The sequence below is a fragment of the Sodalis ligni genome, assembly GCF_016865525.2.
Classification (GTDB): Bacteria; Pseudomonadota; Gammaproteobacteria; order Enterobacterales; family Enterobacteriaceae; genus Acerihabitans; species Acerihabitans ligni.
Map to the genome: position 1 here is coordinate 4,246,374 of NZ_CP075169.1, position 12,241 is coordinate 4,258,614.

Genomic DNA, 12,241 nt, shown 5'->3' on the forward strand with positions numbered 1-12,241 from the left:
GCTGGCGTGATACTGCATATTCAAGTTAATGAGTATAAGCGTTGAGTGCAACACACTGCGAATAAGCTGTCATTTCTTTCGTTGAATGTTTCCTTGCGTGTTTCACTTTAAACCTTATGTTTTAAAGCTTCCTAATTTAGGAGATACTGTTATGAGTGAGACTATAACTACGCAGAATCGTACAAACAAAGAAATATTAGGTTTCAGCCGATGGTGGCTTTTTGTGTTGGCTTTCTTGGCAATGTCTGTTATTAGTCCTTATGAATATGCCTGGTCGGTTATTGCGCCGCATTTTGCAAAAATCTATGGCTGGCAGCCAACTAAACTTTCGTTGATGTTTACTACGTTTGTCATTTTCCAGGCATTCGGTACATTGCCTGGAGGGATTCTACGCGACAAGTTTGGACCAAAGATTGTTTCTGTCGTCGCCGGCATCGTTTCGGGGCTGGGCATTCTGATCTGTGCATATGGCCAAACTTTCTCTTATGGCATCATTCTCATTGTCTGGTGTATCGGTTGTTTCTTCTGCGGATTCGTCTACAACGCGGCGGTGACGACCTGCAATAAGTGGTTCCCTGACCATAGAAACATCACAATAGGTATCATATCCGCTGCTTTCTCCTGGGGTGCCATTCCTTTTATTTTTCCTATTCAGGCTATACCAGACAGTGCCCCGGACAGTACCTTTTTTAGCGTGATTTACGTTATGACTGCGATTATCGCTGGCGTCATTATCATCACCGGCCTTTTTATGAAGGATCCGCCGAAGGGTTGGAACCAATTTGCGCCGTCGATGACCGCCAAGAACAAAACGGCAAAACGACCTTGCGACAAGCAGTACAGTATGGGGGAAGCAATGCGCACGTGGCAGTTCTGGATGTTGGTTGCCTCTTTCGTTTTAGCCTCATCAGCGGGTTTGACCTTTATTTCTAATAGCATCAAATTTGCAGCAGCGTTCCACTTCAGTGTGACTGCGGGAACGGTTGTAACCGTTGGGATTGCCATTACCAGCGGTCTAAGCCGAGTTATTGGCGGTTGGATTGCTGATAAAATTGGGGGCGGCAAAACGATGACGGGTTTTTATATCCTTTGCGGCCTGTTTTCGCTGGTAGCGCTGTTCTTTGCTGAAGCAGGCAGCTCAACGGGCTTTATCAGCAGCTGTATTATATCCATCTTCTTCTGGGGGGCGCTGTACTCGCTATTTGCTTCCATCGTAGGCTATTACTATGGCGAAGTCGCTTCCGGATCCAATTATGGCATGTTGTATGCCACAGCCAAGGGGCTGGGCGGGATATATGGCGGTGTGCTATCCGCTTATTTAATTACCACCTATGGTCATCCTTTCACCATTATCGTCTCTTCAGTGATGGCTTTACTTTCTGGTTTCATTCTCATTCCGCTATGGAAACATCCTCCCGTCTGGAAGGAAGCGGATGGAATATTGATCTCAACGCATTTTACGCACAAAGCATAAACCACCTGGATTTATTACAGAACCTAATAACATAGCAAATTAAAGAGAGTCACTATGTCTTCTATCAGCGAAATTGACACCGAAATTGATGCAGTATCTGAAACTCCTGTATTGATTGACGGATTTCATCTTTTCCTCGATGCGCTCAAACTGAACGACATCAATACTATCTTCGGCTTGCCTGGAATCCCTATTACCGATCTCCTGCGTATGGCCCAGGCTGAAGGCATGCGTGTTATATCATTCCGTCACGAGCAGCATGCCGGTAACGCTGCGGCGGCAGCGGGTTTCCTAACCGGTAAGCCAGGCATCTGCATGACTGTTTCCGCCCCTGGCTTTCTGAATGGCCTGACCGCCCTGGCCAACGCGACGACCAACTGTTTTCCCATGATTCTGATCAGCGGCTCAAGCGAGCGCGAGATAGTCGATTTGCAGCAAGGCGATTATGAAGAAATGGATCAACTTGCCATCGCCAAACCGCTGTGTAAGGCCGCCTTTCGCGTGCTGCATGCGAAAGATATCGGCGTAGGTATTGCCCGGGCTATCCGTGCGGCCGTATCCGGCCGTCCCGGCGGGGTCTACCTGGATCTGCCGGCCAAGCTGTTCTCGCAAACCCTGCCGCTTGAGGCAGGCCGCGGATCTTTGATTAAGGTGGTAGACCCTGCGCCGAGACAGCTGCCCGCACCTGACTCGGTTGCGCGCGCGCTTGATCTGCTCAGAACCGCCAAGAGACCGCTCATTCTGCTGGGCAAGGGAGCTGCCTACGCGCGCGCTGATGCCGATATCCGCGCGCTGGTGGAAAAAACCGGCATCCCCTACCTACCGATGTCCATGGCCAAGGGTCTGCTGCCGGATACCCACGAGCTGTCGGCCGCAGCTACGCGTTCCTATGTATTGCAGGAAGCCGATGTGGTTCTGCTGGTGGGTGCCCGCCTGAATTGGCTGCTCTCCCACGGTAAAGGCAAGACGTGGGGACAGGAAAAAGGGCCGAAAAAACTCATACAGATCGATATAGCCCCCACCGAGATTGACAGCAATGTGGCCATCGACGCGCCGCTCATAGGCGACATCGGTTCTTGCGTGAGCGCCTTGTTGAACGGCATCGGCAGCGACTGGGCCAAACCATCCATTGAATGGACCGGCGCCATCGCAGACCGCAAGGCGAAAAACTTCGGCAAGATGGCCGTTACATTGGCTGCCCGTCCGTCGCCAATGAACTTCCAGAGCGCACTGAGCGTAGTGAAAGCGGTAGTCAAGGACAATCCGGAAGCCATTGTCGTCAGCGAAGGGGCCAACACCCTCGATTTTGGCCGCAGCATCGTGGACATGTACCTGCCGCGCAAGCGTTTGGATGTGGGAACGTGGGGGATCATGGGCATAGGTATGGGCTTCGCCGTCGCGGGCGCCGTAGTGACAGGCAATCAGGTTATCGCTATTGAGGGCGATTCAGCCTTCGGCTTCAGCGGCATGGAGGTTGAAACCCTCTGCCGGTACAACTTGCCTGTGTGCATCGTCGTGTTCAACAACAACGGCATTTACAAAGGTACTGACAAGAATGGCTCTGGCGGGGCCGATATGGCGCCCACGGTATTCGTCAAGAACGCACGCTACGACATGATGATGCAGGCTTTTGGCGGCGTGGGCGTGCAGGTCGCCACCACCGATGAGTTGCATAACGCCATGAAAGAGGCAATCGCCTCCGGCAAGCCGACGCTTATTAATGCCGCTATCGACGAGACGGCCGGCACCGAAAGCGGCCGTATCACCAACCTGAACCCCGCTAAAGCGATCAGGAAATAAAGACTAAGGAGATTATATTATGAGTAATAACAAAAGTTTACCTTTGGCCGGCGTTAAAATCATCGACTTCACCCATGTTCAAGCCGGCCCTGCGTGTACACAAATGCTGGCCTGGTTCGGCGCGGACGTGATCAAAATCGAACGTCCTGGCTCAGGTGACATAACCCGTAATCAATTGCGCGATATTCCCAATGCGGACGCGCTTTATTTCACCATGCTCAACAGCAACAAGCGTTCACTGACGCTGGATACCAAGAAGCCCGAAGGCAAGGACGTCCTGATTAAGCTAATCAAAGAGAGTGATGTGATGGTTGAGAACTTCGGTCCCGGCGCGCTGGATCGAATGGGTTTCACTTGGGAATACATTCAAGAACTGAACCCGCGCATGATTCTCGCCTCTGTTAAGGGTTTTAGCGAAGGTCATCATTACGAACACCTGAGGGCCTATGAGAATGTTGCACAATGTGCCGGTGGTGCAGCCTCCACCACCGGCTGGTGGAAGGGAGAAAATTCCGGTCCGACAATTTCGGCGGCGGCATTAGGCGACAGCAACACCGGCATGCACTTGGCCATCGGAATCCTTACCGCCTATATTGGCCGCCAGAAGACCGGCAAAGGGCAGAAAGTCGCCTGTGCCATGCAAGACGCCGTACTCAACCTCTGCCGTGTCAAGATGCGCGACCAGCTTCGTTTGGACAAAGTGGGCTACCTGGAAGAGTATCCGCAGTACCCCCATGAACCCTTCACGGACGTCGTACCGCGCGGCGGCAATGCCGGCGGCGGCGGCCAACCTGGCTGGATTCTCAAGTGCCTGGGCTGGGAGACCGATCCTAACGCTTACATCTACTTTACGGTACAAGACCTGGTATGGACCCCTATTTGCGACGCGATAGAGCGTCCGGAATGGAGGGAAGACCCCGCCTACACGACGCCGAAGGCGCGTCAGCCGCACATTATGGATATTTTTGCCGCCATTGAACATTTCATTTTGACCGCGGGCAAGAACAAGTATCAAGCGGTGGATTATTTCGGTAAGTTCGGCATCCCCTGTGCGCCGGTGATGTCGATGAAAGAACTGCTGCACGATAAATCACTGCTGGCGAGCGGTTCCATCGTCGAGGTACCGCACAAAGTGCGCGGCAGCTATTGGACCGTCGGTTGCCCGATCAAATTCTCCGATCTCAAGCCTGAAGTGACCGCCTCGCCGCTGCTGGGTGAGCACACCGACGAAGTGCTGGCTGAACTGGGCTACTCAAAAGAGCAGATTGCGGTCATTCACACATCCAAAGCAGTATAAGCGCCATGGCACTCACTCTAGAGCAGTTCCTGACGGTGATTGGCGACGCGGTCGTTATTTCCGATGTTTCCGGAACCATCACCGCCTGGAACCCGGCCGCCGAACGGTTGTTCGGCTTCACCGCCGGCGAGGCGTTAGGCGCCTCGCTCGACATCATCATTCCCGAGCGGCAACGCCAGCGGCACTGGTCTGGCTACTACCAGACCATGCATACCGGCATGACGAAGTACGGTACATCACTTCTTCAAGTGCCGGCCTTAAAGCGTGATGGCAGCACCATTTCCATCGCGTTCACCGTGGCTTTGCTGCCTGGGGAGGACAGCAAGCCTGCGTTAATCGTCGCCGTCATCCGCGATGAGACCGCCCGCTTCAGTGAGGAACGCGCATTGCGCAAACGTCTGGCCGCAGCGGAAGCCGAGGTGCAATCTCAGTCGCCTTCGTAGCAGGCGGCTTATTAGGCGGACCGGCCGTGTTGGCATGCTCTCAGGGTGAGCAAAACGGATGAATATACGGAATTAATTCGAGGGAAATTTTCATGAGCAAGGCATTGGACGGGATAAGAATTATAGATTTTACCCATGTGCAGTCCGGCCCGAGCTGTACCCAGTTGCTCGCCTGGATGGGCGCCGATGTGATCAAGATAGAGCGCGTCGGCGAGGGGGACGCGACACGCAAGCAATTGCGCGACATTCCCGATGCGGACAGTCTTTACTTTACGATGCTTAACCACAACAAACGTGCGATCACGCTCAACACCAAGACACCCGAGGGCCTACAGGTGTTAGACAGCCTCGTCAAACGTTGTGATGTGCTGGTTGAGAACTTTGCTCCCGGCGCGCTGGACCGCATGGGTCTAACCTGGGAGCATATTCACGCCTCCAATCCACGCATGATCCTCGCGTCGGTCAAGGGCTTCGGGCCGGGTCGCTATGAGGATTGCAAATCCTATGAGAACGTAGCGCAATGCGCGGGCGGCGCCGCGTCAACCACCGGCTTCGACGATGGACCGCCGGTGGTAACAGGTGCGCAGATCGGCGATTCCGGCTCGGGCCTGCATCTCGCCCTTGGCATCGTCTGTGCCCTTTACCAGCGTCACGCTACCGGGCGCGGACAAAAAGTGTCGGTGTCAATGCAAGACGCGGTGCTCAACTTATGCCGTGTCAAACTGCGTGACCAACAAAGGCTGGAACGTACCGGTGTGCTGGATGAGTATCCACAATTCCCCGATGGCCACTTTGGCGAGGCGGTGCCCCGTGCCGGCAATGCCTCCGGCGGCGGCCAGCCGGGATCGATTCTCAAATGCAAGGGGTGGGAAACCGACCACAACGCCTACATCTACTTCATCACCCAAGCAGCGGTCTGGCCGGCGGTGTGCAAAGTGATCGGCGAAGAGAGTTGGGCTGAGGACGAAGGCTACAAAACGCCCGCCGCCCGCCTGCCCAAATTAAAATCGATCTTCGGGCGCATCGAGCAATGGACCATAACCAAGACAAAATTCGAGGCTATGGAAATTCTTAACCATTATGACATACCCTGCAGCCCGGTTCTCTCAATGAAGGAGATTGCCGAGGATGACGCCCTGCGCGCCAATGGCACTATCGTCGAGGTCGATCATCCGGTACGTGGCAGATACACGACGGTTGGCATGCCCATTAAGATGTCTGACAGCCCGGTGGACATCACCTCTTCGCCCTTGCGCGGCGAACATACGGTTCAGGTTTTGCGTGAGTTGGGCTATGGCGACGAGGCGGTGGCGGCCCTGCGCAACAAAAACGTGATTTGATAAGGAGTAGTGTTGATATCAGGGTTATCCACACAGGCGTAGTCGCTTGTTGCTTAAGTAGATTACGCCGTTCCTTGAATGAATAATGTCCCTTCTTTCACTGATAGTTCCAACTGCCCTTTTATCTTTTGGCCATCTTTAGCCCGCAGACCGGCGGGCACCGCCATCGGCGCCGATGGGAGCCAGGCCTTCACCGGCGACCCCGCCATGTCCATTACATTCCATGGACATTTGCTCTCAATGAGATACAATGAGTAAATTATTTTTTTTATTTCTTTGATATGAATAGATTATTTTATCGTTATGTATCCGTTGGGATAGTCAATACGTTAATACACTGGGCGGTTTTGCGATAATCCGTCATGAGTTTACTAACAACCAAGCCATATGCAACGTCATCGGCTTCTCCTTCGCCGTGACGTTCTCATTTTTGCCAACGCGAAATTCACATTCAAGCGCAAATCGACGATAAAACGTTACATTCTTTTGTCGGCTTTTGGGATTGATGAGTATTGTTTTCGGCCTGATCGCTGACACGTTCAATATCCAAGGGCTATATACGCTGATTTCGTTCTCAATATTCAGTTTGATTTGTGGTTTTTATATTCAAATTATATCGTTTTCAAAGGAAGTAATGATTAGCTTGTTTTATCGGGGCATAAAATCCCGTGAAAATAATTCAATGGAAACATCGTGAAGCCAACCTAGGCCGATTTATTATCATAGGCTCAAGGCAGGCTCAGGGCATATTACCCTAGATAAAGCGATAATGTAGCCTAAAATTTCGATTTGTTAAGGCATTTTTCTTTTGATATAATCGCCTAAAATATGAACACCGGATGACTGCGATGCTGCCAACCTTGAATTTTATCAATGAGTTACTTCGTCTCCTTCACCATCTATTTTAGCCCGTATTTATAATGCAAATCTGCTTTACATTGATAGCACAGAAAAACGCTCGCAGAAACATGATAAAGAAAACCATACTCTATGGTGGGTCTGTATATCGGAAACTCGTCGAAATATAACGGTGACATTTCATTGCAAATAATACCTTGAGGTCAACAAAATAACCCGATAGATTTCCAGAATATAATAATTTCCTATTTTAATCCATAGCCAGGTTATTCGTTTTAAATAGCCCGCGATATTATTCATTTCCAAGATTCCTTTATTGATAATCAGCCTGGGTCATTGTCCTTTTCCCGTCCGTTCTGGAACAATTGAAGACTATCAGCGCGTTCTCTTTCCACAGTTTAAGGGTATAAAGTACGCCGGAATCGATGATTACCTTGGCGGGGTAGTTGCCGATGGACGAGGTATAGGTTTCATTCCCTTGGTTGCGGCATTCGCTAAAATCCATAGCGGTGTCATCGATTGTTACCGCCGGACCGACCTTGGGAAGCTTTCCTTTTGAATACAAAGTAGTGAGATTTTCTTTCGTATAGGTAACGCTGGCGAAAGCAGGCACCGCCGTGACTATTAATAACAATGCAAGTATCAATGTCTTCATAAGGGGTTTCCGGGAAAATTTTTCACATCATAGCATTCCATGGCAAAACCGCCAGATAGCGCGTTTGAAGCATGGCGTATCGAACTCATTCATGGCCCAGGCGTAAACGCGGTTCTTGTCACTGTTGCCCGTTTTACTTCTACCGCATAGTGGCACTGGGCGTTAAAACAGTTCTGGTTTGGCCGCTATACCTTGAATGGCGATTTTCTCAGACCAGTGCTTCACAAAAATTTTGAATAGGTAACGATATGAGTCAACGTTTAGATTACTTCAAGCTGTCGGCCGGATTTGCCGGGAAATATCTCGACTTCAATGCGGCCCTGGCCGCCAAACCCGTCATTAAAGAATTCAGCCACCTGGTGACCATCCGGGCTTCGCAAATCAATGGCTGTGGGTTTTGCCTCGACATGCATGTCAAGGAAGCGAAAATTCATGGCGAGCGTGAACTGCGTTTATACCATATTGCCATTTGGCGTGAGTCAACGCTGTTTACGCCAAGGGAAAAGGCCGCATTAGAATGGACCGAGGCCTTGACCACCCCCTCAACGCACGGCGTCAGCGACGTCATCTATGAAGCGGTGCGCGCGCAGCTCTCCGAAGCAGAGGTGTCGGATCTCAGCTTTTAATCGTTGCCATCAATGGTTGGAACCGGCTGAACGTGGCGTTCAGAACGGTCCCGGGCTCAGCGGACGCCGCCTTTGGATTGAGTAAGGCCGGGTTAAATTAACTCTGAACGGCACCAGTCTTCCTAAAGCCCCTGATACCCGCAAATACATGTCTGAATGGATAGAAACAGCAAAAAAATTGTGATGCACATCACATAAACTTGATTTTATGTGACGCAGATCATACTATTAATGCGTAGACGACATTCATATTACATTGCCAAACGGGCTGGACAGATGAAATTACGTAACTTGTTGAAAAAAATGCTGGCTTCATATCTTAACACTGTAAAAGATGTGCCGCCTGGCGCGATGTTTTAAGACCACACATATAAAAAAAGCTGCTGCGGCAGCTTTTTTTATGCTTCTACCCCGCTGATGCTGCTTTTTCCCGCCTACTTTCTCTTTGCGGAAGTATTAAGCGTCTATCGGGGGGGAACCTGCTCCGGCCATCACGTCGCTACGCAATGGCTTGGTTAAGGGATCAAACCCGTTTTACGAGTTCTCGGCGTTAGCTTCCTCACCATTCACTTCAACGAATTGCGAAACCGAAATCAAGCGGACAAAATGCGACAACAGCAAATCAACGTCCGTTTGCAGTATTTCTTCGCTGGCGCTGGCAGCGGACAGTATGGCTTTTTCAATATTGGTCGCCATTACTGGAGAGCTTCCTTTACCCACGGTTAGCATTAGCGCGGCTAAAAGAAGGGACTGAGCCTCGACTTGCGCTATCAAATCCTTGGTAGCGGCATCAACTTTCGCCAATTTTCTCAGGATATCAATGACAAGGTTTTGCATATTATATTTCTCGAAAAAAAAAAGGCGGTAACGACACTGTCACAACCCAAACATAGCCTGATCATGATACTCTTTTAATGATTAAGATCACATCCACGGACTGTAAGTATTCACATCAAAGCTCTCCCAATCACTAGATCCGTCCGGTTCTGCTACCTTTCGCGAAGATGAAACTCTGCTGCCAATCATACTAAACATTAAATTATCTTATGTAATAACATCTCCTTAATCATTCTTTCTGCGAAACAACTTTTCAGCCGGGATTAAAGAGCGCCAGCGATAAGGAGCTATCTCCAGGCGAGTTTTTGACGATTCGCTTCTAAGGGTTTCTTCCGGCCGGGAAAAGGTGATCGCTTGGGCAATGAGAAGGTCTGGGGATGTTATATGACGCTATAAATTTGACAAAAGTTTATCCGCCGGGCCGATAAAAGGATAGGTAAAAATAACAGATGTATCAGATTAAGCAGGAAATGAAACAACGTCGAAACCCATAATTTGCCGCTCCATAACCAGGCCAAACCATAAATAACTCCGGCCAGGGTGGCAAACAGTACCAACATCCAGCCGCCGGCTGTATGCGCCAACCCGAATAGCAGCGACGATACGCCCAGGGCAATGGCGGGATTATGAGTCCAGTCCTGTAAACGCTGCATCAGATAACCACGAAACAATGCTTCTTCCGCCAGGGCGACAAAAAAAAAGTTGGACAGAATAAACCAACCCAGCCAAGGGGGAAAATGGGGCTCAACACGAAGCCCGCCAAGCAGGGTCGCCAGACAGAGCAAGGCAAATATGCTCAGTGCCAGTCCCGCCCAATAAAACCAGCGTGGATGCGTCGGCACTGGTCTTGATAACAATGTGGGCATACATGCCAGCAGCAAGACCGGCACCAATGCTTTATCAATATTGAGATACAAACTGAATCGGGCGCTCAAGGGACCTATGGCTATATTGTCGACGACGCGGGGATTATGAAAACCCGGGAACAGGTGCATAAACAATCCCAGACTGCAAAGTAAAAGAAGGACTTCGCCGCCGACGGTGAATGCTCGGCTGCTGCGGAAAAAATTTTTAGCCGCCGCCGTCAATAGGAAGAAAATCAGCGCCAGTATCGCCGGCCAGCCCAAAATCTTTTCATACACCGCCAGGAGCAAGGCCGTGAAAAAAACAGCCGCGGTGATTCGCCGATCCAAACGGGGGAAGGCTCCGCAGGTGAGTGCGGCGGCCAGAAGTACCCACATAGCGTTGCATCCTATAAAATAATAAAAAACGAAGCGGAATAGTCAATAATGTGGGATGAATTGTAAACCGGACGGCAATAGTGCTTTTACAAGCCGGATTTCTGCGTAATGAATTCTTTATATTGATGAGCTGGAGCCTAACAGGAATATCTAATGGCTCAACCGGGCATAGCCCGGTTGCAGTATTCTCATAATGCCTGATCGGCGACGTGTTTGGCGGAACTGGGTTTCAATTGCCCGTCGGCGCGGAACATGGCTTTGATGCCCCGCACCGCCTGCCGGATACGATCCTGGTTCTCAATCAAGGCGAACCGGACGTGGGTATCGCCGTAATTACCGAAACCGATCCCGGGGGAGACACAGACCTTGGCCTCCGACAGCAATTTTTTGGAGAATTCCAGCGAACCCATGGCGGCATAGTGTTCCGGGATTTTCGCCCAGACATACATGGAGGCCTTGGGATTCTCCACCATCCAGCCCGCCTCATGGAGACCGCGCACCAGCACGTCCCGGCGCTGGTGATACTGTTCGGCGATATCCAGCACGCACTGCTGGTCCCCTTCCAGCGCGGCGATGGCGGCCACTTGCAGTGGTGTGAAGGTGCCGTAATCGTGGTAACTTTTAATGCGCGCCAGCGCGTTGACCAGTTCGGCATTCCCCACCATGAACCCGATGCGCCACCCCGCCATATTGTAACTTTTTGACAGGGTAAAGAATTCCACCGCAATCTCTTTAGCGCCCGGTACCTGCATAATGGAAGGCGCTTTCCAACCGTCATACACAATATCGGCATAGGCCAGATCGTGGACCACCAGGACCCCATACTGGCGCGCCAGCGCCACCACCCGCTCGAAAAAATCCAGCTCGACGCATTGAGCGGTGGGATTTGAGGGAAAGCCGAGGATCATCATTTTCGGGGTGGGAATGCTTTCACGAATGGCCCGCTCCAGCTCGCGGAAAAAGTCCACGCCCTCCACCAGCGGTACGGAACGTACCTGCGCGCCGGCGATCACCGCGCCATATATATGAATGGGGTAGCTGGGATTGGGCACCAGCACCGTGTCGCCATGATCAAGGGTGGCCAGCATCAGGTGCGCCAGGCCCTCTTTCGACCCGATGGTGACAATTGCTTCGCTATCAGGATCGATCTCCACCCCATAGCGATCGCCATACCAGCGCGAAATCGCCCGCCGCAAACGCGGAATGCCCCTGGAGGTGGAATAACCATGGGTATCTTCGCGCTGAGCCACGGTGCAGAGTTTTTCCACGATGTGCGGCGGTGTCGGCCCGTCGGGATTGCCCATGCTGAAATCGATAATATCTTCACCGCGACGGCGCGCCGCCATTTTCAGCTCGGAAGTGATATTAAATACATAAGGGGGGAGACGATCGATGCGTGTAAAACGCCGTGGTGAACCGGATTCGGCCATAATTTCCTCAATGTACGTTAGCGCCCGGACCATCCGAGCGACGCTGACCCTATTTAAGGTCTGGTTAAAACCTATCCCAGAATCAGCGGCAATACAATGGATAACCGTTCCGCGTCGGTACAAGAGAATATTCGTCGGCGGTTCTTTCTCCGGGGCAGAACTAAGATACCGGTTAAGGCCGGCTTTATTGTCGAACGTGCTTTGTTTAGCGGTTAAGGGAAACTTTTTACGCTGTAGATA

At 51.3% G+C, this 12,241-nt stretch carries 10 protein-coding genes and 1 pseudogene; 7 read left to right on the forward strand and 4 right to left on the reverse strand.

Annotation, left to right across the window (positions count from 1 at the left end; translation table 11 throughout):
- Nucleotides 1-151 precede the first annotated feature (151 nt).
- The 5 genes from GTU79_RS19830 to frc (GTU79_RS19850) all read left to right on the forward strand — a co-directional run bounded on the left by GTU79_RS19830 (nt 152) and on the right by frc (GTU79_RS19850) (nt 6,354).
- Nucleotides 152-1,474 (forward strand): OFA family MFS transporter, encoded by a 1,323-nt coding sequence (locus GTU79_RS19830; protein ID WP_214513301.1) that lies wholly within the window; start codon nt 152-154, stop codon nt 1,472-1,474.
- Between the two features lie 54 nt (nt 1,475-1,528).
- Complete coding sequence (gene oxc / locus GTU79_RS19835) at nt 1,529-3,274, forward strand: oxalyl-CoA decarboxylase (RefSeq protein WP_203523603.1); 1,746 nt, start codon at nt 1,529-1,531, stop codon at nt 3,272-3,274.
- Between the two features lie 19 nt (nt 3,275-3,293).
- Nucleotides 3,294-4,571, forward strand: coding sequence for a formyl-CoA transferase (gene frc / locus GTU79_RS19840; RefSeq protein ID WP_203523604.1), 1,278 nt, complete (start codon nt 3,294-3,296; stop codon nt 4,569-4,571).
- A gap of 5 nt (nt 4,572-4,576) precedes the next feature.
- On the forward strand, nt 4,577-5,014 hold the full coding sequence (locus tag GTU79_RS19845) for a PAS domain-containing protein (RefSeq protein ID WP_203523605.1): 438 nt from the start codon (nt 4,577-4,579) through the stop codon (nt 5,012-5,014).
- A gap of 92 nt (nt 5,015-5,106) precedes the next feature.
- Nucleotides 5,107-6,354, forward strand: coding sequence for a formyl-CoA transferase (gene frc / locus GTU79_RS19850; protein ID WP_203523606.1), 1,248 nt, complete (start codon nt 5,107-5,109; stop codon nt 6,352-6,354).
- Nucleotides 6,355-7,525: 1,171 nt separating this feature from the next.
- Here the strand turns inward: frc (GTU79_RS19850) and GTU79_RS19855 are convergent.
- Complete coding sequence (locus GTU79_RS19855; protein ID WP_203523608.1) at nt 7,526-7,867, reverse strand: hypothetical protein; 342 nt, start codon at nt 7,865-7,867, stop codon at nt 7,526-7,528.
- A gap of 248 nt (nt 7,868-8,115) precedes the next feature.
- Here GTU79_RS19855 and GTU79_RS19860 point away from each other — a divergent pair.
- Both GTU79_RS19860 and azuC read left to right on the forward strand, forming a co-directional pair.
- Nucleotides 8,116-8,594, forward strand: a pseudogene (locus GTU79_RS19860) (carboxymuconolactone decarboxylase family protein).
- A gap of 202 nt (nt 8,595-8,796) precedes the next feature.
- Nucleotides 8,797-8,853 (forward strand): stress response protein AzuC, encoded by a 57-nt coding sequence (gene azuC, locus GTU79_RS31540; protein ID WP_420854196.1) that lies wholly within the window; start codon nt 8,797-8,799, stop codon nt 8,851-8,853.
- Between the two features lie 174 nt (nt 8,854-9,027).
- Here the strand turns inward: azuC and iraP are convergent, their stop codons facing one another.
- From iraP to alaC, 3 genes are all read right to left on the reverse strand, one after another.
- Nucleotides 9,028-9,330: an anti-adapter protein IraP gene (gene iraP / locus GTU79_RS19870; protein ID WP_203523611.1), complete on the reverse strand. Its 303-nt coding sequence runs from the start codon at nt 9,328-9,330 to the stop codon at nt 9,028-9,030.
- A 380-nt stretch (nt 9,331-9,710) separates the two neighbouring features.
- Complete coding sequence (locus tag GTU79_RS19875; RefSeq protein WP_214513302.1) at nt 9,711-10,571, reverse strand: CPBP family intramembrane glutamic endopeptidase; 861 nt, start codon at nt 10,569-10,571, stop codon at nt 9,711-9,713.
- Between the two features lie 188 nt (nt 10,572-10,759).
- The gene (gene alaC, locus GTU79_RS19880) at nt 10,760-12,001 is read right to left on the reverse strand and encodes an alanine transaminase (RefSeq protein ID WP_203523613.1); all 1,242 of its coding nucleotides are present in this window, start codon (nt 11,999-12,001) and stop codon (nt 10,760-10,762) included.
- Nucleotides 12,002-12,241: the final 240 nt, after the last annotated feature.

Excerpts from the sequence above, each read along its gene's own strand:
- GTU79_RS19830 (WP_214513301.1), top strand. The coding sequence starts at position 152 with ATGAGTGAGACTATAACTACGCAGAATCGTACAAACAAAGAAATATTA.
- oxc (WP_203523603.1), top strand. The coding sequence starts at position 1,529 with ATGTCTTCTATCAGCGAAATTGACACCGAAATTGATGCAGTATCTGAA.
- frc (WP_203523604.1), top strand. The coding sequence starts at position 3,294 with ATGAGTAATAACAAAAGTTTACCTTTGGCCGGCGTTAAAATCATCGAC.
- GTU79_RS19845 (WP_203523605.1), top strand. The coding sequence starts at position 4,577 with ATGGCACTCACTCTAGAGCAGTTCCTGACGGTGATTGGCGACGCGGTC.
- frc (WP_203523606.1), top strand. The coding sequence starts at position 5,107 with ATGAGCAAGGCATTGGACGGGATAAGAATTATAGATTTTACCCATGTG.
- GTU79_RS19855 (WP_203523608.1), bottom strand. The coding sequence starts at position 7,867 with ATGAAGACATTGATACTTGCATTGTTATTAATAGTCACGGCGGTGCCT.
- iraP (WP_203523611.1), bottom strand. The coding sequence starts at position 9,330 with ATGCAAAACCTTGTCATTGATATCCTGAGAAAATTGGCGAAAGTTGAT.
- GTU79_RS19875 (WP_214513302.1), bottom strand. The coding sequence starts at position 10,571 with ATGTGGGTACTTCTGGCCGCCGCACTCACCTGCGGAGCCTTCCCCCGT.
- alaC (WP_203523613.1), bottom strand. The coding sequence starts at position 12,001 with ATGGCCGAATCCGGTTCACCACGGCGTTTTACACGCATCGATCGTCTC.